Source organism: Streptomyces gottesmaniae (assembly GCF_031845845.1).
In the GTDB taxonomy this organism is placed as follows: Bacteria; Actinomycetota; Actinomycetes; order Streptomycetales; family Streptomycetaceae; genus Streptomyces; species Streptomyces akebiae.
In genome coordinates this window covers 211,412-237,665 of record NZ_JAVRFJ010000002.1, presented here as the reverse complement: position 1 = coordinate 237,665, position 26,254 = coordinate 211,412, and the positions used below count along the sequence as shown (strand labels likewise).

The 26,254-nt window shown below is 71.5% G+C and carries 24 protein-coding genes; 10 read left to right on the top strand and 14 right to left on the bottom strand.

Annotation, left to right across the window (positions count from 1 at the left end; genetic code table 11):
• Positions 1-44 precede the first annotated feature (44 nt).
• Positions 45-1,571, top strand: coding sequence for an alpha/beta hydrolase (locus RM704_RS03515; RefSeq protein ID WP_033525487.1), 1,527 nt, complete (start codon positions 45-47; stop codon positions 1,569-1,571).
• A 113-nt stretch (positions 1,572-1,684) separates the two neighbouring features.
• On the opposite strand, the gene moeZ is transcribed toward RM704_RS03515, so the two are convergent.
• The 7 genes from moeZ to RM704_RS03480 all read right to left on the bottom strand — a co-directional run bounded on the left by moeZ (position 1,685) and on the right by RM704_RS03480 (position 11,279).
• A complete protein-coding gene (moeZ, locus tag RM704_RS03510) occupies positions 1,685-2,863 on the bottom strand; it encodes an adenylyltransferase/sulfurtransferase MoeZ (RefSeq protein ID WP_033525488.1) in 1,179 nt (392 codons plus the stop codon).
• A 63-nt stretch (positions 2,864-2,926) separates the two neighbouring features.
• On the bottom strand, positions 2,927-3,676 hold the full coding sequence (locus RM704_RS03505; protein WP_033525489.1) for a spherulation-specific family 4 protein: 750 nt from the start codon (positions 3,674-3,676) through the stop codon (positions 2,927-2,929).
• The gene (locus RM704_RS03500; protein WP_033525490.1) at positions 3,664-4,623 is read right to left on the bottom strand and encodes an NAD-dependent epimerase/dehydratase family protein; all 960 of its coding nucleotides are present in this window, start codon (positions 4,621-4,623) and stop codon (positions 3,664-3,666) included. The genes RM704_RS03505 and RM704_RS03500 overlap by 13 nt, the downstream gene beginning before the upstream one ends.
• Before the next feature lie 197 nt (positions 4,624-4,820).
• On the bottom strand, positions 4,821-5,999 hold the full coding sequence (locus RM704_RS03495) for a hypothetical protein (protein ID WP_438828886.1): 1,179 nt from the start codon (positions 5,997-5,999) through the stop codon (positions 4,821-4,823).
• A gap of 83 nt (positions 6,000-6,082) precedes the next feature.
• Positions 6,083-8,149: a DUF3492 domain-containing protein gene (locus RM704_RS03490; RefSeq protein WP_033525491.1), complete on the bottom strand. Its 2,067-nt coding sequence runs from the start codon at positions 8,147-8,149 to the stop codon at positions 6,083-6,085.
• Positions 8,150-8,361: 212 nt separating this feature from the next.
• Positions 8,362-10,125, bottom strand: a complete 1,764-nt coding sequence (locus RM704_RS03485) for a DUF3152 domain-containing protein (protein WP_192829577.1) — start codon at positions 10,123-10,125, stop codon at positions 8,362-8,364.
• A gap of 8 nt (positions 10,126-10,133) precedes the next feature.
• The gene (locus RM704_RS03480; RefSeq protein WP_033525493.1) at positions 10,134-11,279 is read right to left on the bottom strand and encodes an alpha/beta fold hydrolase; all 1,146 of its coding nucleotides are present in this window, start codon (positions 11,277-11,279) and stop codon (positions 10,134-10,136) included.
• Between the two features lie 344 nt (positions 11,280-11,623).
• On the opposite strand from RM704_RS03480, the gene RM704_RS03475 reads away from it, so the two are divergent.
• The 4 genes from RM704_RS03475 to RM704_RS03460 all read left to right on the top strand — a co-directional run bounded on the left by RM704_RS03475 (position 11,624) and on the right by RM704_RS03460 (position 13,558).
• Positions 11,624-11,842, top strand: a complete 219-nt coding sequence (locus RM704_RS03475; RefSeq protein ID WP_033525494.1) for an Rv3202a family protein — start codon at positions 11,624-11,626, stop codon at positions 11,840-11,842.
• Positions 11,843-12,043: 201 nt separating this feature from the next.
• Entirely contained in the window at positions 12,044-12,685 is a 642-nt protein-coding gene (locus tag RM704_RS03470) for a TetR/AcrR family transcriptional regulator (protein WP_033525564.1), read from the top strand.
• Positions 12,686-12,849: 164 nt separating this feature from the next.
• Positions 12,850-13,077 carry a DUF3107 domain-containing protein gene (locus tag RM704_RS03465; RefSeq protein ID WP_009293559.1) on the top strand — a complete coding sequence of 76 codons (228 nt, stop codon included), beginning with the start codon at positions 12,850-12,852 and terminating at the stop codon, positions 13,075-13,077.
• 208 nt (positions 13,078-13,285) lie between these two features.
• Positions 13,286-13,558, top strand: a complete 273-nt coding sequence (locus tag RM704_RS03460) for a hypothetical protein (protein WP_033525495.1) — start codon at positions 13,286-13,288, stop codon at positions 13,556-13,558.
• Positions 13,559-13,719: 161 nt separating this feature from the next.
• Here RM704_RS03460 and RM704_RS03455 read toward each other — a convergent pair whose 3' ends face one another.
• Entirely contained in the window at positions 13,720-14,496 is a 777-nt protein-coding gene (locus RM704_RS03455; RefSeq protein WP_033525496.1) for a ferritin-like fold-containing protein, read from the bottom strand.
• A gap of 494 nt (positions 14,497-14,990) precedes the next feature.
• Here RM704_RS03455 and RM704_RS03450 point away from each other — a divergent pair, with 494 nt between their 5' ends.
• Both RM704_RS03450 and RM704_RS03445 read left to right on the top strand, forming a co-directional pair.
• A complete protein-coding gene (locus RM704_RS03450) occupies positions 14,991-17,327 on the top strand; it encodes a DEAD/DEAH box helicase (RefSeq protein ID WP_033525497.1) in 2,337 nt (778 codons plus the stop codon).
• Positions 17,328-17,455: 128 nt separating this feature from the next.
• Positions 17,456-18,331: an alpha/beta fold hydrolase gene (locus RM704_RS03445; RefSeq protein ID WP_033525498.1), complete on the top strand. Its 876-nt coding sequence runs from the start codon at positions 17,456-17,458 to the stop codon at positions 18,329-18,331.
• Between the two features lie 68 nt (positions 18,332-18,399).
• Here the strand turns inward: RM704_RS03445 and RM704_RS03440 are convergent, their stop codons facing one another.
• Complete coding sequence (locus RM704_RS03440) at positions 18,400-19,305, bottom strand: NYN domain-containing protein (RefSeq protein ID WP_192829581.1); 906 nt, start codon at positions 19,303-19,305, stop codon at positions 18,400-18,402.
• A 236-nt stretch (positions 19,306-19,541) separates the two neighbouring features.
• On the opposite strand from RM704_RS03440, the gene RM704_RS03435 reads away from it, so the two are divergent.
• On the top strand, positions 19,542-19,694 hold the full coding sequence (locus RM704_RS03435) for a DUF8834 family protein (RefSeq protein WP_107072223.1): 153 nt from the start codon (positions 19,542-19,544) through the stop codon (positions 19,692-19,694).
• Positions 19,695-19,789: 95 nt separating this feature from the next.
• On the opposite strand, the gene RM704_RS03430 is transcribed toward RM704_RS03435, so the two are convergent.
• The 4 genes from RM704_RS03430 to RM704_RS03415 all read right to left on the bottom strand — a co-directional run bounded on the left by RM704_RS03430 (position 19,790) and on the right by RM704_RS03415 (position 23,091).
• Entirely contained in the window at positions 19,790-20,395 is a 606-nt protein-coding gene (locus tag RM704_RS03430) for a MarC family protein (RefSeq protein ID WP_033525499.1), read from the bottom strand.
• Between the two features lie 173 nt (positions 20,396-20,568).
• The gene (locus tag RM704_RS03425) at positions 20,569-21,426 is read right to left on the bottom strand and encodes a PHP domain-containing protein (protein ID WP_033525500.1); all 858 of its coding nucleotides are present in this window, start codon (positions 21,424-21,426) and stop codon (positions 20,569-20,571) included.
• A gap of 186 nt (positions 21,427-21,612) precedes the next feature.
• Positions 21,613-22,254: a DUF6758 family protein gene (locus RM704_RS03420; protein ID WP_033525501.1), complete on the bottom strand. Its 642-nt coding sequence runs from the start codon at positions 22,252-22,254 to the stop codon at positions 21,613-21,615.
• A gap of 252 nt (positions 22,255-22,506) precedes the next feature.
• Positions 22,507-23,091, bottom strand: a complete 585-nt coding sequence (locus tag RM704_RS03415) for a suppressor of fused domain protein (protein WP_033525502.1) — start codon at positions 23,089-23,091, stop codon at positions 22,507-22,509.
• A gap of 537 nt (positions 23,092-23,628) precedes the next feature.
• Here RM704_RS03415 and RM704_RS03410 point away from each other — a divergent pair.
• A complete protein-coding gene (locus tag RM704_RS03410) occupies positions 23,629-24,753 on the top strand; it encodes a magnesium and cobalt transport protein CorA (RefSeq protein ID WP_033525503.1) in 1,125 nt (374 codons plus the stop codon).
• Positions 24,754-24,859: 106 nt separating this feature from the next.
• Positions 24,860-25,435 (top strand): hypothetical protein, encoded by a 576-nt coding sequence (locus RM704_RS03405; RefSeq protein WP_052145840.1) that lies wholly within the window; start codon positions 24,860-24,862, stop codon positions 25,433-25,435.
• A gap of 41 nt (positions 25,436-25,476) precedes the next feature.
• On the opposite strand, the gene RM704_RS03400 is transcribed toward RM704_RS03405, so the two are convergent.
• Positions 25,477-26,235, bottom strand: a complete 759-nt coding sequence (locus RM704_RS03400; protein ID WP_033525504.1) for a hypothetical protein — start codon at positions 26,233-26,235, stop codon at positions 25,477-25,479.
• Positions 26,236-26,254: the final 19 nt, after the last annotated feature.

Here is a 26,254-nt window from a genome sequence, read left to right as displayed (position 1 = left end):
TCGGGACAACCGACGGACTGTATCTCGAGAGGGGGGAAGTGTTCATGGCGCGTTTTCCACGGGGGGCGGCTCTGGTCGCTGCCGTGCTGCTGATCGCCGGCTGCAGCGGCGGCACGGACGACGGAGCCGACGACGAGAAGGACGACGGCAAGGCCTCCGCGTCCGCGCCGACGCCCTCGGCCGCGTCCCAGGAACTCGACTGGGGGCGCTGCAAGGCGACGTCGGAGGGTCCGTCGCCGGGCGACGACTGGCAGTGCGCGACGTTGAAGGTGCCGCTGGACTACGCCGAACCGGACGGCGCGACGATCGGGCTCGCACTGATCCGCAGCAGAGCGACGGGCGACGCCGACGAACGTGTCGGCTCCCTCCTGTTCAACTTCGGCGGACCGGGCGGCTCCGGTGTCTCCATGCTGCCGTCGTACGCGGGCCTGACGAGCGAACTGCACAAGCGGTACGACCTGGTGAGCTGGGACCCGCGCGGGGTGGCCCTGAGCGAGGGGGTGCGCTGCCGCAGCGACAAGGAGATCCAGGCGGGCGAGTCGGTGGACGCCACACCGGACGACACGGCCGAGGAGACGGCCTTCTTCAACGACGCGGCCGACTTCGGCGCGGGCTGCGAGAAGGCCGCGGGCAGGCTGCTGTCGCACGTTTCGACCACCGAGACCGCCCGCGACATGGACCTCATGCGCCAGGTGCTCGGCGACGAGAAGATGCACTACTTCGGCATCTCCTACGGCACCGAACTGGGTGGCGTCTACGCCCATCTGTTTCCCGAGAACGTGGGACGCCTGGTCCTGGACGCCGTGGTCGACCCGACCGCCGACACGGTCGGCCACGCGAAGAACCAGGCCCTGGGCTTCCAACGCGCCCTCGACAACTATCTGCAGTCCACGGGCCAGGACCCCGAGGAGGGCACCCGGAAGATCGAGAAGCTGCTGGAGCGCATCGACGCCGAGCCGCTGGCGACGACGTCCGGCCGCGAGCTCACCCAGAGTCTGGCGACCACAGGGATCGTGCTGCCGCTCTACAGCGAGCAGAGCTGGCCCACATTGACCAGCGCGCTCGACGCGGCCGAGGACGGCGACGGCACGGAACTGCTCGCGCTGGCCGACGGGTACAACGAGCGTGACCCGTCGGGCCGCTACGGCACGACGACCCACTCGCAACGGGTCATATCGTGCTTGGACCAGAAGCAGCGGCCGACTCCGGCGGAGACGAAGAAGCTGCTTCCCGAGTTCCGGGAGATCTCGCCCGTCTTCGGCGAGTTCCTGGGCTGGGACACGGCGGGCTGGTGCCACGACTGGCCGGTGCCCGGTCTCACGGACTCACCCGAGGTGAGCGCCCCTGGAGCGGAGCCCGTCCTCGTGGTGGGCAACACCGGGGATCCGGCGACGCCCTACGAGGGCGCGCGGAAGATGGCCGAGGAGCTCGGCGAGGGCGTCGGTGTGATGCTCACGTGGAAGGGCGAGGGCCATGGCGCGTACGGCAGCGGCAGCAGCTGTGTCGACTCGACGGTGAACGCGTACCTGTTGGACGGGACGGTGCCCAAGGACGGCAAGGTCTGCACGTAGACCGGAGCGGCAACCGGCTCGCGCCTGTCCGGTGGGCAGCGGAGAGGGGCCCGGCACCCGTGGTGCCGAGCCCCTCCCCGGAAGGCGTTCGTGCCGTGAGCCGGCCTGTGCGGCTAGTAGACCGGCTTGCTGGGCTCGATCTGGTTGACCCAGCCGATCACGCCACCGCCGACGTGGACCGCGTCGGCGAACCCGGCCGACTTCAGGACCGCGAGGACTTCCGCACTGCGGACACCCGTCTTGCAGTGCAGGACGATCTTCTTGTCCTGCGGGAGTGCCTCCAGGGCCGTGCCCATGAGGAACTCGTTCTTCGGGATCAGCTTGGCGCCCGGGATGGAGACGATCTCGTACTCGTTGACCTCGCGGACGTCGATGATCTCGATGTTCTCGCCGTCGTCGATCCACTCCTTGAGCTGCTTGGGAGTGATCGTCGAACCCGCGGCCGCCTCCTGGGCCTCCTCGGAGACGACGCCGCAGAAGGCCTCGTAGTCGATGAGCTCGGTGACGGTGGGGTTCTCACCGCAGACGGCGCAGTTGGGATCCTTGCGGACCTTGACCTGGCGGTACTGCATCTCCAGGGCATCGTAGATCATCAGACGGCCGACCAGCGGCTCGCCCGTGCCGGTGAGGACCTTGATGGCCTCGGTGACCTGGATGGAGCCGATGGAGGCGCACAGCACACCGAGGACGCCGCCCTCGGCGCAGGAGGGGACCATGCCCGGCGGCGGGGGCTCCGGGTAGAGGCAGCGGTAGCAGGGACCGTGCTCGGACCAGAAGACGGAGGCCTGGCCGTCGAAGCGGTAGATCGAACCCCAGACGTACGGCTTGTTCAGCAGCACGGCCGCGTCGTTGACCAGGTAGCGCGTCGCGAAGTTGTCCGTGCCGTCGACGATCAGGTCGTACTGGCTGAAGATGTCCATCACGTTCTCGGCCTCGAGCCGCTCTTCGTGGAGGATCACGTTCACGTACGGGTTGATGCCGAGGACGGAGTCGCGCGCGGACTCGGCCTTGGAGCGGCCGATGTCGGCCTGGCTGTGGATGATCTGGCGCTGCAGGTTCGACTCGTCGACCTCGTCGAACTCCACGATGCCGAGCGTCCCGACGCCCGCCGCGGCCAGGTACATCAGCGCCGGCGAGCCCAGGCCGCCGGCGCCCACACAGAGCACCTTTGCGTTCTTCAGCCGCTTCTGCCCGTCCATCCCGACGTCGGGGATGATCAGGTGGCGGGAGTACCTGCGGACCTCGTCTACGGTGAGCTCGGAAGCGGGCTCGACCAGGGGTGGCAGCGACACGGGGACTCCGTTGGTCGGTCAATCACTACAGTTGTTCTCCCCGTAACACTGCCACGCCCTTTTTCATTCCGAGACACCCGTTCCAACCAGCGAGACGATTTCGTCCCAGTAACCGGGCATCGACTCCCACGGGTCGAGCCTGCCCTCTCGATCCGTGCGGTCGGTGAAGTAGATCGTGGCAGCGCCCTGCCAGCGGGCGATGCGCAGCGCCTCGTCGAGGTGGCCGCGCGGGACCCCGTGGACGAAGTGGCAGAAGCGCTCGGGTGGATGGTCGGCGGTCCATTCGGCCACCTGAGACCACCGGTAGTCGCTCCAGGAGCCGGAGAAGGTCACCAGCTGGTCGGCGGTCTCGACATATCCGGGGTGCGGGTGGCTGCCGTGGCCGAGGACGATGTGGCCGCCGCCGAGGAGGGCACGGAGGGTGGTGACCGTGCGGCCGGTCTCGGCGAGGGCGCCGCACTCGGTGGGGCAGCGGTCCAGGAGGAAGCCGTCGACCAGGTACCAGTCGAGATAGCGGCGGGCGTCGGCAACGAGCTCGGCGAAGGCGCGCGCCCCGTAGGTCATGTCCAGACGGCCGAGAACCTGGACGCCCGCGTTCCGCAACCGTCCGGCGGCCTCCAGGCAGTGCCGGTCGGGGCGGATGCCGGGGCCGTCGGAGACGTCGAGGGCGGCCCAGTGCAGAGGGGTGCCGGGGCGGGTGAGTTCGCCCCATTCCAGTGGAGCGACAAGGGGGTGGGCATAGCCGGGGACCCCGATGCCGAGGCTTAAGCCGGTGCGGGCGATGCCGGACGGGGCGGTGGTCAGATACGGCATGCCGCCTCCATCCAGATGTCGGCCAGGGACTCCTCCAGGTTGATGCGGGGCCGCCAGCCGAGCCGGTCGCGCGCGGTGCGCACATCGGCCTGCTGCCAGCTGCCGCAGCCGTCCGGGTAGGGGTAGGAGACGGGGGCGGCGTGATCGGGGTCGGGACGGGGGTGGCCGATGGTCGACCTGAGGGGGTTGGGCGGGGAGTCCAGTTCGTGGAGGGCGCCGCCGTAACCGGCGACGCGGGCGAGTACGGCCGCGGCGTCTCGGAGGCGTACGGCGCGACCGGAGCCGATGTTGATCACGCCTTGGGCCGCGGAGAGCGAGGCGGCGTGGACGGCGCGGGCGACATCGCGGACGTCGACGAAGTCGCGCTGGACGCCGAGGCCGCCGAGTTTGAGTTCGCCGTCGCCCGACTGCATGGCGCGGCGCATGGCTTCGGCGAGGCGGCCGAGCGGGGAGCCGGCGGGTGTGCCGGGCCCGGCGGGCGAAAAGACGCGCAGGACCACGGCGTCCAGACCGGAGCCGAGGACGAGTTCGGTGGCGGCGAGCTTGCTCACCCCGTACGGACCGCCGGGGCGGGGCACGGCGTCCTCGGCGGTGGAGGAACCGGGCTGGCTCGGCCCGTACTCCGCGCCGCAGCCGAGCTGCACCAGGCGCGCCCCGCAGCCGCTGCGGCGCAGGGCCTCGCAGACGGTGGCGACGGCGACGGTGTTGTGCCGGGTGAGTTCGCGGGCACCGCCCCGGGTGGCGCCGGCGCAGTTGACGACGACTCCTGGGTGGACGGCGTCCAGGAAGCGGGTGAGCGCGCCGGGGCTGCCGGTGGCGAGGTCGAACCGTACGTCGGCGTCGTCGCCGCGACCGAGCGCGGTGAGCTGGACGGCCGGGTCGGCGAGCAGACGTTCGGCGACGAAGCGGCCGAGATATCCGTTGGCTCCGATCAGCAGGACCCTCATCGGGCGGCTCCCGGGGCGGGCTCTCCGGTTCGGGAGGTGATCATCTGACGTTCTCCTTATGGGGTGGTGCCGTGGCTGATGAGGTGGCCCCGCGGTGTCGGCCCCGCGGGAGGGGACGCCCGGGACGGAAGCCCCGCGCGTCGATCGGGCTCGGGCTTCGCGCGGCGGTCTGATCCGTCGTGCGAAGCCCGAGGGGGTCAGGTCGCCCCGGAGGGCGGGGCATGGGCCGAGGCCCGGGTCAGCGTGCGGGTGGTGTGGACGAGCAGGGCGAGCGCGGCGGCGCCGCACACGAGGGCGGGAACGGCCCCGGGCCCCCACGCGTGGACGACGGTCTCGGCGGGGGAAGCCAGGAAGGAGCAGCCGGGCAGGCGGCCGGCGAAGACGGTGCCCAGCGCGACCGCCTCGGCGAGGGCGGCTGCGCGGAGGGCGATGACCGGGGCCTGGGCGAAGCCATGGGCGGTGAGGAGACGGGCGAGCAGCAGGAGGGCGCCGAGAGCCGCGGCGCCCGCGTACCCGGTGGGCTCCTTCAAGATCGTGCCGCACAGCGTGAGCAGGGCGGTCAGGGCACCGAGGTGGAGTGCGAACACACCGAGGATAAGGGGCCTCATGGACTCGGCGAACTCCGTGAGACCCCGGCTGGCGGTGAGCTTTCGGCGGGCCCGTGCGGAGAGGAGGTGGGCGCACCAGACGGCGGGAGCGCAGGACAGCGCCAGGGCGAGCACGGGCGCGAGGGCCAGGGGCCAGGGGCCGTGGGGCCCGCCTTCGAGACCGGCGGCGAGCAGGCCGTCGCCGAGAAGGGCGTACGCGATCAGCCAGCAGGTCCAGGTGCGGGTGCGGCCCGCCGTACCGGACGGGGCACGCAGCGGCCCCCGGTCGAGTGCCGCGCGAAGGCCCAGCGCCACCGCGAGGGCGCCGAGGGCCGCGGCCATGAGCCGGGGTTGGCCGTCGGTGAGCCGCACTCCGATGACGGCAGCCGCGCACAGGGCGCCCGGCATCAGGGCGAACACGGCCCATCCCCGGCGCGGGCCGGACGCGCACGGCACCGGCTGGCGCTCCGCGGATTCCTCCCCGTCACGCGACACGCGCGCGTACATCTCCTCGGCGAGCGAGAACACGTCGCGGTGCCGGAAGCGGGCGGCCGTCCGGTCGGTCACCCCGTGGGCCTCCAGCCCGGCGGCGATCTCCAAGGGGTCCACCGCCCGCTCGCAGAGCTCTCGGTGCCGGTGCATCAGGGCCTTCACGGGGTCCACGGCACCGCGCCGGGGAGCAGGCCTGGGCACGGCCTCGGGTACGCCGAGGCCGTCGCCGGCCGCCCGGAGGACAGGGTCGGGCGGGGCGACCAGGTCCCGGGAGGCCGAGACGTCGTCCGACGTCATGGCATCCGACGGGAGCTTCGCATCGAACCCGTCCAACCGGTCCAGCCCGTCCAACCGGTCCAGCCCGTCCAACCGCAGCTCGCTCACAGCGCCCCCTCCCCCACGGGCACCGGCTCCACGGCAGCGGTACCCGAAGGCCGCTCCGCAGCCCGCGCAGAAGCCGCCCCAGGTACAGAACCAGCAGCCGGCGTCGCATTCGCCGCCAAAGCCGCGTCCAGCCCAGCCACGCCACCCGGCAGAGCCGCCCCGCCCTGCCCCGGAACAGCGCCCCTGACCGGCACCCCGTCCCGTTCAGCCACCCCGTCCCGCCCAGCCACCGCATCCCGAACAGACGCCGTATCCCGACCTGGCCCCGTGGCCCGCACAGGCGAGCCAACCGCCCAGCGCGGTCTCCCGACGGCGCCTCCACCCGAACCCACCGCACCGGCGTCTGCGGCGGCCCCGGTCACCCCCGCCGCTCCGGCGACCCCCACGACCCCAGCGACTCCGGCGACCCCCGCGACCCCGAAGCCGCTCGCCGCCGGTCGCGGCTCGGTCCAGCGTCCGGGGACGTGGGCCTCGGCGGGGGATCCGAAGGGCAGTGGTTCACCGGCGTGATCGAGGACGATCTTGCGTACCGGGGCGTGGGAGACGATCTCCAGGTAGATGCCACGAAATGCCTCGACGTTCTGCTCCACCGTGAAGAGTTCGAGAGCGCGGGCGCGGGCGGCCGCGCCCAGGCGCGCACGGCGCTCGGGTTCTCGCAAGAGCGCCACGCACGCTTCGGCGAGCGCCCGCGGATTGCGCGGGGGGACGACGAGCCCGGTGCCGCCGATGACCTCCACGACCGCTCCCACGTCGGTGGAGACCGTGGGCCGGGCGCAGAACATCGCCTCGACCAGACTGATCGGGAAGCCCTCGACGACGCTCGACAGCACGACCACCGCACCGGCGGCGTAGGCATCGGCCAGGTCGGGGACGGCCGGGTCGCCGACCTCCTCGAAGGAGACGGGGTTGTCGCCGACCGCGTGGACGCCGGCCGCCTCGTCGGGGAAGAGCTGTGCGGCGAGGGCCTTGCAATGGCCCAGATAAGCGGTTGCCTCGGCCCCCGCCGCCGCTCCCACGATCCTGAGCCGCGCCCTGGGCTCCGCCCGGCGGACCTCGGCGAAGGCGTGCAGCAGCGAGATCAGGTCCTTCGCGGGTTCGATGCGGCCCACCCAGACCAGCGTGTGCGGATCCGCACGCTCCGGCGACTCGCCCACCTCCGCGAAGCGGGTGGCGTCCATGCCGGGGTAGACCGTTCGGATTCTGGCTCGGTCGGCGCCGCAGCGCTCCTGCCAGCGCCGGGCATGGGTGTTCCCGGGGGTGAGGCAGGCGGCCCGCCGGTACACCTCTGCGGTCAGCCGTCGGTGGAAGGCCGCGAGGAGCGCGCGTACCGGCGCCTCTCCCGACGTCCCGAGGTAGTGCGCCCGCAGCGGCACGCCGTACTCGGTGACCAGGAGCGGCACCCCGTGGAAGTGACGGGCCAGCAGTCCGGGCAGCGCGGCCGACCCGCCCGCAGCCGCGTGGCACAGGTCGACCGAGCCGAGTCCGTCGTCCTCGTACCAGTCGAGTGAGAGGGGGCGCAGAGCGCGTTCGAGGTGGGCGGCGACCGTCAGCAGATCCGGTACGCGGGCCTCGCGCGCCCCTCGCAGGGCGCCCGGCGCGCGACAGGCGCGCTCCAGTGTGCGGACGGCGGCCTCGGAGCGCAGTGCGCCGACCAGCCCGCCTTCGTCCCGGGCCAGCTCGGCCAGCCCGTACAGCGCGTTGCCGAAACGGTCCGCCTCAGCACCGGCCGGACCTTCGAGGACTTCTCCAGCGGCGTCGGCACCGCCCGCTCCTCCCGAACAGACAGCCGCCACCAGCTCGCCGTACGCCTCCGCGAAGCGCCTTCGCGCCTGGCGGCCATGAACGACCCCGTCGTCCTCGGCCGTCCACAGTGGTGCCGTACGGACGCGGTTGACCTGTGGCGGCAGCGAGATCCAGCCTTCGTCCTCCTGCCGCTCGCTCCGACTGAGCGCGTAGACGTCGAACTCGTGTCGCTCCAGCCCACGTACGAGTCGGTCGCACCAGAGCCTGGCGTCACCGCTCACATACGGATAGCCACCCTCCGTAAGCAGTCCGATGCGCACGCGTGCACCCCCGATCTCCCGTTTGAGGAGCCGCCGTTCGCCCGGCGGCCCGCAGCGGGAAGAACGTATGCGGACAAGGCGGTGGCGCGACGGACGGTTGTCCATCGCGCCACCAAAAGGGGTGAACGGTCGTAACTTTCACTAGCGGGACGCGTTTTGTCGCGCTAAGGGATCACACGATCACGTTGCGTCGGCCGACGGGGGGCCGCCCGTCAACTCCCCGGGTAGGGCCAGGGATTGGCCTTGCACGTGATGCCGCGGTAGGTCAGGAACTTGCTCTGCTGCTGCATGACGGGCGCGAGTTCGCCGTTCTTGTCGCAGGTCACGTGGCTGTACCCGAGGCGGTGGCCGATCTCGTGATTGATCAGCATCTGCCGGTACGCGTGGATCTGGTCTCCGTACGTCTTCGAACCCTGGGCCCAGCGGTACGCGTTGATCATCACGCGCTCGGTGGCGGCCGAGTCGCAGGAGACGTTGTCCACGGTGGTGTCGAGCCCCGACTTGTCGCACCAGAACGCGGTGGTCCCGGGACTCGCGAGCGTGATCACGAAGTCCGGTGTGCCCGAGGAGATCCGCTCGAACGTACGGCCCCCGCCGTGGGACCAACTCCGGTCGTCGTTCAGGGTCTTCTGCACGGCGTCCGCGAACAGCTCCGCGTCCAGCCCGAGCCCCTGCTCGACATCGACCCGGTAGCGGTACTTCTGCCCTGTCCCCGGCGCCTTGGCGAAGCCCCTCACCGCCTCGAACTTCCCACCGCCCTCCAGGTCCGCCGCGAGCGGGTACTTCTTGTCCATCTTCTGGTCGTACGACAGCGGGGTGACGCTCGGACCGGGCGAAACGGGCGGGGTGGGCCGGTTGTCGCTGCGCGAGGCGTCACGCACGGCGCGCTCGCCGGCGTCGGCGGCCTGCGGCCGAGTGGCGGTGTCGTCCTCCCCGACGGCCATCTGTCCGCCGACGACCACCACGAGCACGGTCGTGACAGCGGCGGCCGCGATCCCGACGAACGCCCGCCCCTTGCCACCCTTCGCCGCCCCGGCGGCCTCGGTCTCGTCGCCCGGCGGCTGCTCGTGCGGCTTCTGTCGCGGCGACCGCCCACCCAGCGGTTCCTCCGCCAGAGCCGTCTCGACCCGGCCGTCGTCGGCACCCGGTCCGCCACGATGTGTCCGGCCGGGTACGAAGACGTCGTCGACCTCGTCGAAGGCGTCCAGATAGGCCTGGCGTGGGCCACCGGGGGGCATGGTCTCCTGCCGCTGCCGGGGAATGGGGATACGGCGGCCCGAGCCATCCGGAGGCACGCCGTGCGGGGCGCCACGGGGTGACGCCTCGCCCGGCCCACCGTACGGAGCCCCGGCGGGAGCCCCTGGCGCCACGCCGTGTCCGGCATCCTGCCGACGCCCACGACCACCCAGGTGGCCCCAACCCCCTCCCGCTTCACGTTGCTCGGGGTGTTCACCACGACCCGGCGGATAACCGCGGGCCTGGGCGCCGTCCGGAAGACGCGGGAAACCGTGCGCCGGCGTGCCGTCGGGCAGACGCGGCATCCCGTGCGCGGGCGTGCCGTCAGGGAGGCGGGGGAAACCGTGCGCCGGGGTGCCGTCCGCGAATCGCGGCACACCACGTGCGGGGGTGCCGTCGGGCAGACGCGGGAAGCCATGCGCGGGCGTCCCGTCAGCGAAAGGCGCCCCCTGCGGCCGGGGTGCACCACCACCGAACGGCGGCGCGCCCTGCTGCCCGGACGCACCACCGCCCGCCCCAGGCATCCGCCGCCCCGGGGCTCCTGGCCCCGGCGTCCTGCCGTACTCCGGCGGCTGCGCTCTCGTCTGTGCCGCAGGCGCCGACGCGCTCTCGGCGCCCGGCCCTCCCGGCGCCCCCGGCGCACGGTCGCCCGTCCCGGTGGACGTGGCTGTCCCGGCTGCTGTCCTTATATCGCTGTTGTCGCCTTTCGGCGCCCGCCCCTTGCGGCTGTGCCGTCCCACGCCGCGCCTCAGCTCCGCCCGCCGGGCGAGCCCTTGGGCGGCCCTTCGGCAACCGAGTCACCGTCGTCGGCGCCGACCGAGCCATCGCCACTCACCGAACCACCCTCACCCGAAACACCGACCGGCCCCGGCTCCGAACCCACCGGCTCCGAACCGACCGGCGTCGAACCCACCGGCATCGAATCCACCCCGCCCCGCGTTCTCCCCGAATCCGCGAGCAGTTCACGGAACGCGGCGGCGACCGCCTCCGGGTACTCCATCATCGCCACGTGCCCCGCGTCCGGCAGGGAGACGAGGCGGGAGCCACGGAAGGAGCGGGCGGCGCGCTGGGCCATGCGGTAGCCGACGAGCTGGTCGCGGCGGCCGTAGACGAGGAGGGTCGGGGCGAGGACCCGCTCGGCCTGGCGCCAGAGCGAGTGCTGTCCGCCCAAAGTGTAGGCGTCCACGAGCCCTCGGGCGGAACGCGTCAACGCGTCCCACATGTATGGAAGTTGGAGGCGCCGCTCCATCTCCTCCACAGCGTTGCGGAAAGCCTCGTCCGAGACGCGGTCCGGGTCGCCGTAACAGAGCGCCATGACTCCCCGTACGCGCTGCTCGGCGGTCCAGCCCTTGGTGAAGCGGGTGAACAGCGCCGACACGCCCGGCAGGGCGAGCATCCCGGTCGGCACGGCGGTCCGCTGCACGCGGAGCTCGGGCAGAGCGGGCGACACGAGGGTCAGGGTGCGGACGAGGTCCGGGCGCAGGGCGGCGACGCGGGTCGTGATCGCGCCGCCGAGGGAGTTGCCGAAGAGGTGCACGGGTCCGCGCCCCGAGGAGTCCAGGTAGCGGATGACCGCGCGGGCGTGTCCCGTGACGGAGTAGTCGCCGTCGTCCGGCGGCGGTGAGTCACCGAAGCCGGGTAGATCCAGCGCCTCACTGTCGACAAGCCCGTCGAGCAGCGGCATCAGCGCGGACCAGTTCTGCGAGGAGCCGCCCAGTCCGTGTACGTAGAGGGCGGGCGGCAGGCCTTCGCGCGCCGGCGGTCTCGACCGCACGGACAGCGTGATCCCCGGCAACCGGACCGACCTCAGCCGCTCACCGGGTGCCGCGCGCACGGCACTCGTCTTCGGCGACGCGGTGGCGGTCAGCAGGGACGGCAGCTCGGGCGAAGACATGCGGGCAATGTTACGAGACGATCACGCAGTGACTCATGTGTTCGCCGTCACAGACCACCCCACAAATCAGCCACTTCTCCGGGGGTACCGGGCGCGGAACACTCACCGCCGGAACGGCAACCCCGGCCCGACCGCGTAGCGCCGCGATGGCCTGTCTCCTAGGCTCGGAAACGCGCTCACGGACGGGCCGGTGAGCGCGCTGACGGGCACGCCGCGAGCACGTCCGCAAGGCGGGCTCGTGGGCGGCGCATCCGCGCCCGCGAAGAGGGCACCCGTACGTGGCCCCCGCCGCCGCCGGGGACGTTCCGGCGGCACCAGGGCAGCATCAGGAAGGGGAACCCACGATGACCGTTGATCCGACCGATCCCGACACCTTCGTCGAGGAGGACCCTGTGGAGTTCGACGATGTCGAAGCCCCCGAGGCCGATGCCGCCGAGCAGCACGCGGACGTCGCCCAGCACCGGGACGACCCCCTGACCGACATCGATCCGGACGCGGCCAACGAGGCCGATCTGGCGGAGCAGGCCCGCGTGGTCTCCCTGGACGAGGACGACTATCGGTAACCCGATCCTCACCAGGGACGACGACCGGTGAACGAGAAAGGGCTTCCTCCTGCCCGCTCTGCACCTGTTTGATGTGGTAGGCGGCACTTCCCCCGCTGTCCGGTCCGTGAAATTCTGCGCTCGCACCGCGCACACCCGGGTTACCGAAAAGTACGATGGCGGCGCGGCGCACACCGCATGTGGACGATCTTGGGAGGCGGCGTGACAGCCATCGAGCAGACAGAGGCGGCGCGCCCGCGGGGCACACGCCTGCCCCGCCGAGCCCGACGGAACCAGTTGCTGGGCGCCGCCCAGGAAGTCTTCGTGGCCCAGGGCTATCACTCGGCCGCGATGGACGACATCGCCGAGCGCGCCGGAGTCAGCAAGCCGGTGCTCTACCAGCACTTCCCCGGCAAGCTCGACCTCTATCTGGCGCTGCTGGACCAGCACTGCGAGTCCCTGATCCAGGCCGTACGGGGTGCGCTGGCGTCGACGACCGACAACAAGCAGCGGGTCCTGGCGACGATGGACGCCTATTTCGCGTACGTCGAGGACGAGGGCGGCGCCTTCCGGCTGGTCTTCGAGTCCGACCTGACGAACGAACCCGCAGTGCGCGAGCGCGTCGACAAGGTCACCAACGAGTGCGCCGAGGCCATCCGCGACGTCATCGCGGAGGACACCGGCCTCTCCCGCGCGGAGTCGATGCTCCTCGCCTCGGGACTGGGCGGCCTCTCACAGGTGGTGGCGCGGTCCTGGCTGCACAGCGACCGCAGCGTCCCGCGCGAGCAGGCGGTCCAGTTGCTGGCCTCGCTGGCCTGGCGCGGCATCGCGGGCTTCCCCCTGCACGGCACGGACCAGCACTGACCCCATCGGCGCGGACGGCGCACCCTGGTCCGGGGATTTGTTCCCGTCCCCTGTTCGCTCCTGGCGTTCTCAGGCGGAGCGTGTACGTCCCCTCACCGGGCTAATGTGTGCTGCGTACGGCGCGGAAGCCCGCGCATTTCACTGACCGTCGGAGGGACATAGCCGTGGAGGTCAAGATCGGCGTGCAGCACGCGCCCCGCGAGATCGTTCTGGAGAGCGGTCAGAGTGCCGAGGAGGTCGAGCGTGCGGTTGCCGAGGCGCTGGCCGGCAAGTCGGCGCTGCTGAGCCTCACGGACGAGCACGGCCGCAAGGTGCTGATCCCGGCCGACCGTCTCGCTTACGTCGACATCGGCGAGCCGACCGTCCGCAAGGTGGGCTTCAGCGCGCTGTAGTCAAGAGCACAAGAGGCGTACGGAGGGGGCCCGGTGGTGTGAAACCACCGGGCCCCCCCCCTACGCCCGCGTCTCATGGCCGCCACGGGACGCGCCTCACAGAGCGCCCACATCTCGTCCACCGACGATGATTGCGTTACCTGCCGCGCGGGTAGTACCGGCTACGACCGATTTGCCCAGGCCAGGCCGTGCGGGAGGGAACCCGATCATGTTCTTGGAAGCACTCGGATCCGCACTCCTCGGCTTCGCCCTCGCCTGCGCCGCCGCCTACCGTCTGCCGCACCGTCTGCCGTCCCGCGCCCTGGTCCTGCCGACCGGCACCGCCGGCGGTCTCTTCGGCGCCTTCCTCACGCACACGGCACTCGGCTCCGCCAACTACCTGGTGGTCCTCACCGGCGCACTGGTCGTCGCGGCGGCCTCCCTGTCCCTGCTTCTCCGCCCGACGGAGCGCTTTCGACGCAGCAGCTCGGCGACGGCGTGAGGAAGACCCCCTGACGGAAGACCCCCTGCCGGAAGACTCCCCGACGCAGGACCCCCTGACGGCGGCCGAGCCGCCCGCCCAGGGGCGCGGGGCACCGCGCGACCGGCCACGACGAGGCCCGCATCCGCACGACGACACCGCGCCCCACGACGACTAGGCGCTCAGGCGGCCAGGCCCAGCGCGGCCATCCGCTTGGTGTGCGCCTCGGTGATCCGCGAGAACATCCGCCCCACCTCGGCGAGATCGAACCCGTCGGCCACACCGCCCACGAGCATCGTGGACAGGGCGTCCCGGTCGGCCACCACCCGCTGCGACTGCGACAGCGCCTCCCCCATCAACCTCCGCGCCCACAACGCCAGTCGACCGCCCACCCGTGGGTCCTCGTCGATGGCGGCCCGCACCTTCTCCACGGCGAACCCGGCGTGCCCCGTGTCGTCGAGCACGGCGAGCACCAGCCCACGTGTGTCCGAGTCGAGGTGCGCCGCGACCTCCCGGTAGAAGTCGCTGGCGATCGAGTCGCCGACGTAGGCCTTGACGAGCCCCTCCAGCCAGTCCGAGGGCGCGGTCTGCTTGTGGAAACCGTCGAGCGCGTCGACGAACGGCTCCATGGCACGCGTCGGCTCCTCGCCGATCTCGGTGAGCCGTCCGGCGAGCCTCTCGAAGTGGTGGAACTCGGCCGCCGCCATCTTCGCCAGCTCCGCCTTGTCGACGAGGGTGGGCGCCAGCTTCGCGTCCTCCGCGAGCCGTTCGAACGCCGCCAGCTCCCCGTACGCCAGCGCGCCCAGCAGATCCACCACCGCGGCGCGGTACTGCGGGTCGGCGGAGGCCCGCTCCCAGTTCTGGGCGGCGATCCCGGTGACCTCCGTGGTGTCGGCGGCGTCGGCGGACTCGCCGCCGGTGGCGTTCTCAGGCTTGTCAGACGTGGTCATGAAGCGCACAATAGCCCGCTTCGCGCAGGGCGGAAGGGCCCCGTCATTTGGTGCGTCATTCAGTGTGACAACGACTACGTGACCAAATCGGCCATCGCATATGCGCGATTCCGGGGTATGGTGGTAATGCGCCTGCTGGTACCGCGACGTAGTTCGACGGTGTCTCGACAGGCCGCACGCATGAGGATGCCCGGTCGGTGGCCCGATCGGCTCCGACCCGACAGCCCTCCTTTTCCGTACGGCACTCTGCGTACGGCGTCCGGAGGGAACCCCTCAGCGGTATGAGCGCTAGAGCGTCGGCAGTGGTCCCGTGCCACACGGTCCGCCCGTGAGGCGGCCGACGTCCCCCGGCACGGTCCGACACGACCCCCGCGCTCGCCTCACACCGCGTACACAGAAGAGGCAGCACCCTGACTACGACTTTCCGAGATCTCGGAATCTTTCCCGAGACCGCCGAGGCCCTTGAGGCCGTCGGCATCGTCAACCCCTTCCCCATCCAGGAGATGACGCTCCCGGTCGCCCTCACCGGCACCGACGTCATCGGCCAGGCCAAGACCGGCACCGGCAAGACGCTGGGCTTCGGCCTCCCGCTCCTCGAGCGCGTCGTCGTCCCCGCCGACGTCGAGGCCGGCCGCGCCAAGCCCGAGGACCTCGTCGACTCGCCGCAGGCGCTCGTCGTCGTCCCCACGCGCGAGCTGTGCACCCAGGTCACCAACGACCTCCTGACCGCGGGCAAGGTGCGCAACGTGCGCGTCACCGCGATCTACGGCGGCCGCGCCTACGAGCCCCAGGTCGAGGCCCTCAAGAAGGGCGTCGACGTCGTCATCGGCACCCCCGGGCGGCTCCTCGACCTCGCGGGCCAGAAGAAGCTGAACCTGAAGCACGTCAAGTGCCTGGTCCTCGACGAGGCCGACGAGATGCTCGACCTGGGCTTCCTGCCCGACGTCGAGAAGATCATCAACATGCTTCCGGCCCGCCGCCAGACCATGCTGTTCTCGGCGACCATGCCGGGCGCCGTCATCGGCCTCGCGCGCCGCTACATGTCGCAGCCCACGCACATCAGCGCCACGGCGCCGGACGACGCGGGCAAGACGGTCGCGAACACCAAGCAGCACGTCTACCGCGCGCACAACATGGACAAGCCCGAGCTGGTCGCGCGCATACTGCAGGCCGAGGGCCGCGGTCTCGTGATGGTCTTCTGCCGTACGAAGCGGACGGCGGCCGACCTCGCCGATCAGCTCCAGCAGCGCGGCTTCGCGTCCGGCGCGGTCCACGGCGACCTCGGCCAGGGCGCCCGCGAGCAGGCCCTGCGCGCCTTCCGCAACGGCAAGGTGGACGTCCTCGTCTGCACCGACGTCGCCGCGCGCGGCATCGACGTCGAGGGTGTCACCCACGTCATCAACTACCAGTCCCCCGAGGACGAGAAGACGTACCTGCACCGCATCGGCCGTACGGGCCGCGCGGGCGCCAAGGGCATCGCGATCACTCTCGTCGACTGGGACGACATCCCGCGCTGGCAGCTCATCAACAAGGCGCTGGACCTCGGGTTCAGCGACCCGCCGGAGACGTACTCCACCTCCCCGCACCTCTTCGAGGAACTGAACATCCCCGCAGGCACCAAGGGTGTCCTGCCGCGCTCGGAGCGGACCCGCGCCGGGCTCGGGGCGGAGGAACTGGAAGACCTCGGTGAGACGGGCGGGCGCGGCCCGCGCGGTCGTGGTGGCCGTTCCTCCGGCCCGTCGTCCGCCGAGCGCGAGCAGGAGCGCCCGGCGCGTACGCCGCGTCGTCGCCGCCGCACGCGTGGCGGTGCCACCGTCGACGGGGCGTCCCCGGAGGCCGCCACGGTCACGGAGCCGTCGGAGTCCACGCAGACACCGGGCACCGACGCCGACGCGTCCGAGGCCCGTACGCCTCGCCGTCGCCGCCGCACGCGTGCCGGGGCGAACCCCGCCGCCGAGGCCGTGACCGAGACCGTCGAGAGCGCGCCGGTCGAGTCGGCGCAGGCCGTGGTCGACACCGTCGCGGGCGCGCCGGCCGAGTCGGTGGAGGAGGCGCCCAAGCCGCGTCGCCGCCGGACCCGTAAGTCGGTGGAGGCAGCCGCGGCTCCCGTGGCCGAGGCCGCGCCCGCCGCGGAAGCCGCGCTGGACACGGCGGAGGGCACGTCCGCGGTCGAGCCGGCCGCCGAGGTCGAGACCAAGCCGCGTCGCCGGACCCGCAAGGTCGCCGCGCCCGCCAAGACCGTCGTCGAGGAGGCCGCCGCCGAAGAGGCACCGGCCGCCAAGCCCCGCCGCCGGACCCGCAAGGCCGTGGCGGAGGCTGCCGAAAGCGTGGTGGAGGCTGTCGCCGAGGAGGCGGCGGTCGAGGCTCCGGCCCCGCGTCGTCGGACCCGCAAGACCGCCGCGGCCGCCGTGGCGCCTGCCGCCGAGGCCGCCGTCGACACGGCGGAGGGCACGTCCGCGGTCGAGCCGGCCGAGGCGGAGACCAAGCCGCGCCGCCGGACCCGCAAGGTCGCCGCGCCCGCCGAGACCGTCGCCGAGGAGGCCACCGCCGAAGAGGCACCGGCCAAGCCCCGCCGCCGGACCCGCAAGACCGCCGAAACCGTCGTCGAGGCGACGGACACCGCCGCCGAGGCGCCCGCGCCCCGCCGTCGGACCCGCAAGGCCGTGGCGACGGCTGAGGGGGCGGTTCCCGCGCAGCCGACGGAGGAGCAGGCCACGAAGCCGCGTCGCACGCGGAAGGCGGCGGCTTCGGTTGCCGCCGAGGAGCCGGGGGCCGAGGCTCCGGCACCGCGGCGACGTACGCGGAAGGCTGCGGCTGTAGTGGAGGGCGCGGAGGGCTGAGGCCGTCCTGTCTGTCGCACGAAGGTCCGGTTCCCTTGCACAGGGGGCCGGGCCTTCGGCCTTTTCAGGGATCCCTCGATGAGCGGGCAGCGCGAGCCTGCTCATCGGCGGGCGATTACGCTCCCCCCATGAGCCGTCCCCCCTCGTTCACCCCGCCCCCCGGCGCTCGCGCCCACCGATTGCGTACCTCTCGTGGGGAGTTCGCCGTGATCGAGGCGGGGGTGGCGGTGAAGGGGAGCGTGCTGCTCGTGCCCGGGTTCACGGGGAGCAAGGAGGACTTCATCGCGCTGCATGAGCCGTTGGCGGCGGCGGGGTACCGGACGGTGGCCGTGGACGGGCGCGGCCAGTACGAGAGCCCGGGAGCCGAGGACGACGAAGCGCCGTACGCGCAGGCGGAGTTGGCGAAGGACCTGCTCGCCCAGGCGCAGGCAGTGAGCGACGGCGGCCGACTGCACCTCGTCGGCCACTCACTCGGCGGCCAGCTCTCCCGCGCCGCCGTGCTGATGGACGCCTCCCCCTTCGCCTCGCTCACCCTCATGGCCTCGGGCCCGGCCGAGATCTCGGCGAGCCAGCAGGAACGCGTGAAGCTGTTGCGGGACGCCCTGGCCGTGATGGACATGGAGCAGGTGTGGGACGCCATCCAGGCGATGGAGGCCCCGGAGCCGGAGGAGGCCGACACGGGCGCACTCGACGCCGGGCTGGACGACCGCGCCGACCTGCGCCGCCGCTGGCTCGCCACCAAACCCGCCCAGCTCATCGCCACGGGCCGCCAACTCTGCGCGGAACCCGACCGCGTCGCCGAGCTCGCCGCCGTGGACCTGCCCAAGCACGTCCTCTCCGGTGAACGCGACGACACCTGGCCGATCCCGGTCCTGGACGACATGGCCGTACGCCTGCGTGCCCACCGCACCGTCGTCCGCGGCGCCGAGCACTCTCCCAACACCGATCAGCCGCAGGCGACGGCCGACGCCCTCGTCGGCTTCTGGGACCGGGTCGCCCGCTGAGACCGCCGGAGCGTGCCCTCGCCGAGCCCGGACCAGTCGGCCCGGCCCCTATCGGCCCGGCGCAGCCCCTAGTACTGCGCCCGCAAGTGCTCCCAGAAGCCGTCCCGCAGCGCCCGTCTCAGGTCCGCCTGCCCCCGCAGCGAGTACTGGAGCAGGCTCTCCGCCTCGACGAGCAGGTCCTGGTCGACGGAGCCGGGGAGGTACGGATGGCCGTGGAGCAGTTCCTGCAAGGTCTCCCGGCCCCGGTTGGCGAGCCACTTCGCGGCGATCTGGGCGCCGACGAAGCGGACGTCGTCACGGGTGGGACGGGCACCGGTGGGGGCGTCGTACGTGGGGGCGGCCCGCCGTGACACGTACGGCTTGAAGAAGTCGAGGTCGAAGGTCCGCTGGCTGTCGACCTCCCAGAGCAGCGGATCGGCCTGGTTGCGGCCCTCGGGCGCCTCGATCCCCCACAGGTGGACGCGCGCTCCGTACCCCTGCGCGGCCTCGACCGCCGAGACCAGGTCCTCGTCGCCGCCGAGGAGGGCCGCGTCGCTGATCGCGCGGTGGCGTGCCAGGGACTCCAGATCGGTGCGGATCAGGGAGTCGACGCCCTTCTGCTGGTTGTTCGCGTTCAGGTTGCCGAGTCGGACCTTCACGTCCGGCAGTTCGGCGATCGACTGCTGTTCGGCCGTATGGATGCGGCGGCGCGCCCCGTCGTACCAGTAGACCCGCAGCAGCCGGCTGTCCGCGAAGATCGTGCGGGCCTTGTCGATCAGCGCGTCGATGAGACCTTCCGCGTCGAGATCGAAGGACCGCCGGTCCTCCGTGCCGGCCACGAGCCGTCCCACGGCCGCGTACAGGTACCCGGCATCGACGAAGATCGCGTGTGTCGAGGGCGTCTTCGCCACCTCGGCGAGCATGCGGTGCAGCAGCTCGTTCGTACGGTCGATGCGGGCGCCGAGCGCCGTGAGGTCGTCGTTCATCACCGCCATTGTCCCGGCGGTCACGCTGCGAACACAACCGGTCTCGATCAGTCTTCCTGCCTTCAGGTAGACATATCACCACACCGCTCACCGGCTAGTAATTAGCTTCTCGAAAAATTTCCTTAGCGTAGGGAATGTTCGTAACACGCATGCCGTTGACTACTCATGGAACACGGGCACCGACGACCCGTGAGCCACCACCAGTAGTTCTCCTCAGGAGGATGACCAGACGAAGGGAGAAGCCCTTGCGCTTCGAAATTCTGCGACTCGACGATGTCAGCGGCACGCCCGTCGACAGCACCGTCGTGGACGCCGCCTCCGTCAACAGGATCGTGCAGCAGGCCGCCGCCATCGGGCAGCGCCTCTGGATCCGCCCGGCCGACGCGACCGCCTCGTAGAACGCGGATCCGTTCACACTTCAGAGCCCCGTACGGCACGACGCCGTACGGGGCTCTGCGACATCCCGGGACCGCGCGACCGGGGCGTACGGGGCCTAGGCGCCCTGCACGACCTGGGTGACGCCGTTGATGATCTGCTGCACGGCGATCGCGGAGAGCATCATGCCCGCGAGCCGGGTCACCAGCACCACGCCACCGTCCTTGATGACCCGGATGATCAGCAACGAGTACCGCATCGTCAGCCACAGCACGACGTGGATCGTCAGGATCGCGGCCCATACGGAGACGTGACCGGCCACGCCGTCCGCCTTCTGCACGGCGAGGATCACGGACACGATCGCACCGGGACCGGCCAGCAACGGCATCCCCAGGGGCACGAGCGCGACGTTGACGTCCTTCGTCTGCGTGGGCTCGTCCGACTTGCCGGTCAGGAGATCGAGCGCGATCAGCAGAAGCAGCAGCCCTCCCGCGATCATCAGCGCCGGCACGGACACATGCAGATAGTCCAGGATCTGGTGGCCCAGCAGCCCGAAGACGGTGATCACACCACCGGCCACACAGACGGCCTGGAGGGCCATCCGCTTCTGGGTACGCGCGGGTCGGCCCGCGGTGAGACCGAGGAAGATCGGGGTGATCCCAGGGGGATCCATGATCACGAAGAGGGTGAGGAAGAGGGAACCGAAGATGGCGAGATCGAACACGGGGATGCCTTGCGGGAGTGGAGTACGAGAGACGAGGGCAGCCCACAGCGAGGTGCCACTGTGAGCGATGGCTCCGCGGGGCGATGGGGCACCGCCCGCTCGAACGGAGGCGGGAGTGAGGCATGGCGGGCCAGGCCGGCGGCCGCCGGGTGCCCGTACGGTCAGGGAACCGGCTAGTTCCCGCCGGTCCCCGGCACGGGAAACGCCCCGGTGGCCCGGCGCGTGATCTCGCCGTACACCTCGGGGTCGGTCGTGTACTCGCCGAGCACACAGGTCTTCCGGCTGCCGTGGTAGTCCGAGGAACCGGTGGCGAGAAGCCCCAGCTCCTTCGCCAGGCCACGCAGCCGTGCCCGGGTCGCCGGGTCGTGCTCCATGTGGTCGACCTCGATGCCGTCGAGTCCGGCGGCGGCCAGCTCGGCGATGGCGGACTCCGGTACGGTCCGGCCGCGCTTGACGGCCGCCGGGTGGGCGAAGACGGCGACGCCGCCGGCGCCCTTGATCAGCCGGATCGCCTCGAAGGGATCCGTCTCGTGCTTCTCCACGTAGGCACGGCCGCCGTCGGCGAGCCACTCCTGCGCGAAGGCGTCGCCCACGGTCGGTACGACGCCGAGTTCGACGAGCGCGGTGGCCACGTGCGGCCGTCCCACGGAACCGCCGGCGGCGATCCGGGCGACCTGGTCCCACGTCACCGGCACACCCAGCTCGTTCAGCTTGGCGATCATCCCGCGGGCCCGGGGGACCCGGTCGTCCCGGACCAGCTCGCGCTCGGCCAGCAGGTCGGGCTCCTCCGGGTCGAACAGATAGGCCAGCATGTGCATGCTGACGCCGTCCAGTCGGCACGACAGCTCGGCGCCGGTGACCAGGGTGAGCCCCTCGGGCAGCGCGGCGATCGCCTCGGCGTGCCCGCGCGTGGTGTCGTGGTCGGTCAGCGCGACGACGTCCAGACCGGCCGCCCTCGCCTTCCGTACCAGCTCCGCCGGGGTGTCCGTACCGTCGGAGGCCGTGGAGTGGCAGTGCAGATCGATACGCACGACTCGGACTCCAGGCGCAGGGGAAACGGAAGCGGACGCTCAAGGATAGCGCCCTTCCGGGCTGCTCCTGTCACACCCGAACCCGGGGGTTGCCCCCTACAAGGCCGGAGCCCCAGGGCGAACGGAAGAGCGCCGCCCTCTGATCGCGTCGGCGGCGACTGAGGGGCACCACGGCGTTCGGGCGCCCTACGGCTCCAGGATGCGCGGCGAGAGCGCTCCGCACGGGAGCAGTTCCACCTCCGCTCCCGCGTCCCGCAGATCCGTCAGCACGAGCTCGTCGTACATCAGCAGCCCCGTCTGTTCGGGCCACACGATCGCCCACAGCCACAGGCCGAGCGCCTCGCCCGCGAAGACCGCGCGGTCGTCCGGCGTGCCGGTGACGTGCCACAGCGGTGTCGGCCGTCCGGCGGCCAGCACTTTCGCCTGGGGTGGCTTCTCGACGCTCAGATACGGGCCGGGGTCGGGCCCGTCGATGCCGGCGTACCGCGCGCCGAGTCCGACGCCGAGTTCCTCCGCGATGAGGACGAGCTCCCCGACACCGCCGAGCGGGCCCGGACCGGAGCAGGCCACGGCGGTGGCACGTCCGCCGCTGCGGTCGTCCCCGGCGAAGGCGGCGCCCGTGAAGAGCCAGCCCACGGGCAGCGGCCAGGGCATCCAGACCGGCACCTTGGCACGGTGCACGACGACGCTGAGGGCCTCGACGCTGGGCGGGATCACGGGCTGCAGCGGGTGCACCGTCCCGTGGGCGGCGCACTGCCAGGAGTCGGCAAAGAGGCCGGGAGCCCTGACCCGGCCACCACACTTCGGGCAACTGGGTTCGCCCCTCATAGGGCCCAACGGTCCTCCCCGTGCTTGCTCGCGTCAAGGACGATCACCCGTCCGGCGTGTGCGCGTCACATTCCGCGCACGTTCCGCGCACGAGCACCGGTCTCCGGGCGTCGGTCGGCCCGTCGGGCGACCAACGGAATCAACTACCCACAACGCCAAGGGAAGCGGCGGTTTTCGGCCACCTCTCGGGCGGCCTCCGGTCACGTATGGCGTGCCGTCCGTCACACGGGGAAGCCGTGTCGCCCGGCCCGGTCAGTCCAGGGGGACGGAGGTGCGGGCCGGGTCGCGGAGGTCGGTCCCCTGGGTGAGCCAGCGCTCCTGGAGGGCCTGGGCGCCGTGCACCCGCTTCCAGGCCGCCTCGTTGGGGGTCATCGGCAGGAGGGGCAGGAACCGGACGGGATCGGCGGGGGCGTCGAGTTCGAGGTCCTCGACCAGACCGCCGGACTCGGCGACGAGGACGGAGGTGAAGGGGGCGCCGGGCCAGAGCGGATCCCCTACGTCGAGAGAGGCGCCGGGGGCCACGACCACGCCCTCGACCTGCGGTGACGCGGCGAGTACGGCGAGCGGGCGCAGCACCTTGTCGGTGTCGGCGACGCCGCGCCGCACAGACAGGACGAGCTCGGCGCGCGGGCCCTCGACGGGGTCGGCGAGGACCGCGGTGGGGTCGGCCATCGGCTGGGCGGACATGCCGAGCGTGGCGTAGCGGACGACGTCGCCGTCGGTGAAACGGAGCACCTCGATACGGTCCGTGCCGAGGAAGGTGACCGCGGCGCGCGCGTCCGGTTCGCCCAGCGCGGTGCGCAAACGGGCCTCCACCAACGGAAGAACATCAGCCATGAGCCGAGCATAGAACTCGTCAGGAACAGGCAAACGGGCGCCTTGACACTTCAGCCGGCTGTTAGTCTGGGGCGCCGGTCGGGACAGCACGCGGGCAGCACGCAGAAGCCTCGTTCTCAAGGCTTCTCACGCCTTGGCGTCCCGGACCGAGAAGACTGACTCCCCTACGGGGAACCCCGGATGGGGTATGGAACGTCCCTTACGAGGGACCGGCCGGAGGAGGTGGGGCTGCGATGGACCGAAGTCGACCTGGCAGTACCACCCGCTCTTCCGCTGTTCGAGTTCCGTAGCACTGGTCGTAGCCGTAGTACTCGCTCCGCTGGCTACCACCCTCACTCGCGTCGAATGCCGTTCGCCGGTCGTCGCGCATCGGAAGAGCACTTCTTTCCCGTCTTGATCTGAATCAAGCGAAGCTGTCACCGCGACGGTGCGGTGCTCCCCGCTTTGCGGACGTGCCAAACATCCGAAGTCAAAACGTCCCCATTCCGGGTAGTTCCAACCGTCGTCGGCGGCCTTTCGTTGCGAAGGAGCCAGCTCATGTCGATGATCCACAACTTGCGTGCCGCGGTCCGCCCGTCCCGTCCCTCGCGGCTGTCGCTGCGCAAGGACGGCGGGGTGTACGACGCCACGCGTCCGACGGAGGCGGCCACGGCCGTCGTGGACTGCGCCGTGTACCGCGACGGCGCGCGCGTGTCGTTCGACCGCAACCTGGCCCCGCACGAGGCGATCCGTCAGGTGCGCCGTGACGGCGGCTTCGTCTGGATCGGCCTGCACGAGCCGTCGGAGGCCGAATTCTCCGGTATCGCCGCGGAGTTCGGGCTGCACCCGCTGGCCGTGGAGGACGCGGTGCACGCGCACCAGCGGCCGAAGCTGGAGCGGTACGACGACACCCTCTTCACCGTCTTCAAGACCATCCACTACGTCGAGCACGACGAACTCACCGCCACCAGCGAGGTCGTGGAGTCCGGCGAGGTCATGTGCTTCACCGGGCGGGACTTCTTCATCACCGTCCGGCACGGCGGGCAGGGCTCGTTGCGGGCGCTGCGTCACCGGCTGCAGGACGACCCGGAGTTGCTCGGCAAGGGACCCTCCGCCGTGCTGCACGCCATCGCCGACCATGTCGTCGACGGGTACGTGGCGGTCGCGGACGCCGTGCAGGACGACATCGACGAGGTGGAGACGGAGGTGTTCTCCCCCGGGCGCAAGGGCACGCCCCGGGGTACCGACGCCGGCCGGATCTACCAACTCAAGCGCGAGGTCATGGAGTTCAAGCGCGCGGTGCTGCCGCTGGTGCGGCCCATGCAGCTGCTGAGCGAGCGGCCGATGCGGCTGATCGACCCCGACATCCAGAAGTACTTCCGTGACGTGGCCGACCACCTCGCCCGCGTCCAGGAGCAGGTCGTCGGCTTCGACGAGCTCCTCAACTCGATCCTCCAGGCGAACCTGGCGCAGGCCTCCGTCGCGCAGAACGAGGACATGCGCAAGATCACCTCCTGGGCGGCCATCATCGCCGTGCCGACGATGGTGTGTGGCGTCTACGGCATGAACTTCGACTACATGCCGGAGCTGCGGTGGAAGTTCGGGTACCCGCTGGTCCTCGGCGTCACGGTCGCGCTCTGCCTCGGCATCCACCGGACGCTGAAGCGCAACGGGTGGCTGTGACGGGGTGAGCCGCGGTCGAGGCGGGGGGCCTAGGTCTTCCGGGCGGGCTCGGTTCGTACTTCGAGCGGGCGGGCCCGGTTCGCAGGGGCACGGTTAGGCTGCCCCCATGACCGCCGATTCGCACCCCGCCGATTCGCCGACCTCCGACGCGCTGCTCGAACAGGCCCTCGTCGAAGAGGCCACCAAGAAGTCCGGGCTGATCTGGGTCCGGGGTGCTGGGGCGGCGACGGAGCAGAGCTCCGGTGGGGCGTCGCGGGCGTTGTGGCACGTCTGGCACGAGGGTGCGGCGTGTGTGGTGGGCGACGGGCCGGGTGAGCAGCCGCTGCCCGGGCTGGTCGGCGGGGGCTCGGCGGTGGTGACCGTCCGCAGCAAGGACAAGGGAGGGCGGCTGGTCAGCTGGGCGGCGCACGTCGTGGAGCTGGTCCCGGACTCACCCGAGTGGGAATCCGTCGTGACCGAGCTGAAGGGCAAACGGCTCAACGCCCCCGACGGTGAGGCCATGCCGGCCCGTTGGGCCCGGGAGTGCCGGGTGCTCCGCCTGGAGCCGACGGGGACGATCCTGCCCCTGCCCGACGGCGATCTGGCACGGGCGCCGGTCGCCACGTCGGCGACCACTCGGCAGCCGGTGCCGGCGGCGGTACCACGCCTGCTCTTCACCCGCCGCAAGCGGGGCAAGCGCTGAGAAAGCGGGCCCGCCCTGCCAGACGGCCCCGCGTGGGCCGCTCATGAACTCGGCAGTTGCTGTCCGTAGTCCACCACCGACTTCTCGTCCGGCTCCTCCAGGGTGAAGTCCTTGCCCCAGTCGGTGAGGAGGATGGTGCCGGCGTCGCCGGCGCGGACGAGGCGCAGGGGGTAGGGGGTGCCTTCGAGGGAGACGTCGAGGGTGCCGCCGGAGCCCTTGTCGCCGGTGATGCGGATGGTGCGGGTGCCGGACTGCTCGTGGTGGCCCTCGGTGGACAGCGTGCCGTGCAGGGTGAGCAGGCTGTTGAGGAGGAGGTCCTTGTCGGTGAAGCCGCTGAACCGCTTGTAGGCGGGGTCACCGGTCGGCACCTTCACATACATGCCGTCCAGCTTGTCCGCGGCGGCCGTCTCCGAGTCCTCGTCCTTCCCGTCGTCCTTCCCGGAGTCCTGGGGGTCCCAGAAGTCCGCGTCGGCCTTGAGGAAGAGGTGCTCCCCCACCTTCAGCAGCCGGAACGTGGAGCCCTCCGACGTCACCGAACCCGTACCGCCGTCCTCCTTCAGGCGCATGTCCAGCTTGTAGGTCTTGCCGTTGCTCAGCACGGCCCCGGACAGCCTGACCGTGTCCGCCGCCGTGGCAGCCGCCCTGGTCGTGCTCTGGATCTTCGCCGGCTCCAGCTTGCCGACCCCGTTGGTGCCCTCGTTGGGATCCTCGGCGCATCCTGTGAGGCCCAGCCCGCTGACCACGAGGGTGCAGACGGCGCTCACCAGTGCGGCCCTTCGGGTACGGGGAATCACAGTCACAGGCGATGCACCTCTTCGT

What these genes read in the sequence shown, in the direction of transcription:
- RM704_RS03515 (WP_033525487.1), top strand. Translation starts at nt 45, where the DNA reads ATGGCGCGTTTTCCACGGGGGGCGGCTCTGGTCGCTGCCGTGCTGCTG.
- RM704_RS03505 (WP_033525489.1), bottom strand. Translation starts at nt 3,676, where the DNA reads ATGCCGTATCTGACCACCGCCCCGTCCGGCATCGCCCGCACCGGCTTA.
- RM704_RS03500 (WP_033525490.1), bottom strand. Translation starts at nt 4,623, where the DNA reads ATGAGGGTCCTGCTGATCGGAGCCAACGGATATCTCGGCCGCTTCGTC.
- RM704_RS03495 (WP_438828886.1), bottom strand. Translation starts at nt 5,999, where the DNA reads ATGACGTCGGACGACGTCTCGGCCTCCCGGGACCTGGTCGCCCCGCCC.
- RM704_RS03480 (WP_033525493.1), bottom strand. Translation starts at nt 11,279, where the DNA reads ATGTCTTCGCCCGAGCTGCCGTCCCTGCTGACCGCCACCGCGTCGCCG.
- RM704_RS03475 (WP_033525494.1), top strand. Translation starts at nt 11,624, where the DNA reads ATGACCGTTGATCCGACCGATCCCGACACCTTCGTCGAGGAGGACCCT.
- RM704_RS03460 (WP_033525495.1), top strand. Translation starts at nt 13,286, where the DNA reads ATGTTCTTGGAAGCACTCGGATCCGCACTCCTCGGCTTCGCCCTCGCC.
- RM704_RS03450 (WP_033525497.1), top strand. Translation starts at nt 14,991, where the DNA reads ATGACGCTCCCGGTCGCCCTCACCGGCACCGACGTCATCGGCCAGGCC.
- RM704_RS03445 (WP_033525498.1), top strand. Translation starts at nt 17,456, where the DNA reads ATGAGCCGTCCCCCCTCGTTCACCCCGCCCCCCGGCGCTCGCGCCCAC.
- RM704_RS03440 (WP_192829581.1), bottom strand. Translation starts at nt 19,305, where the DNA reads ATGGCGGTGATGAACGACGACCTCACGGCGCTCGGCGCCCGCATCGAC.
- RM704_RS03420 (WP_033525501.1), bottom strand. Translation starts at nt 22,254, where the DNA reads ATGAGGGGCGAACCCAGTTGCCCGAAGTGTGGTGGCCGGGTCAGGGCT.
- RM704_RS03415 (WP_033525502.1), bottom strand. Translation starts at nt 23,091, where the DNA reads ATGGCTGATGTTCTTCCGTTGGTGGAGGCCCGTTTGCGCACCGCGCTG.
- RM704_RS03410 (WP_033525503.1), top strand. Translation starts at nt 23,629, where the DNA reads ATGTCGATGATCCACAACTTGCGTGCCGCGGTCCGCCCGTCCCGTCCC.
- RM704_RS03405 (WP_052145840.1), top strand. Translation starts at nt 24,860, where the DNA reads ATGACCGCCGATTCGCACCCCGCCGATTCGCCGACCTCCGACGCGCTG.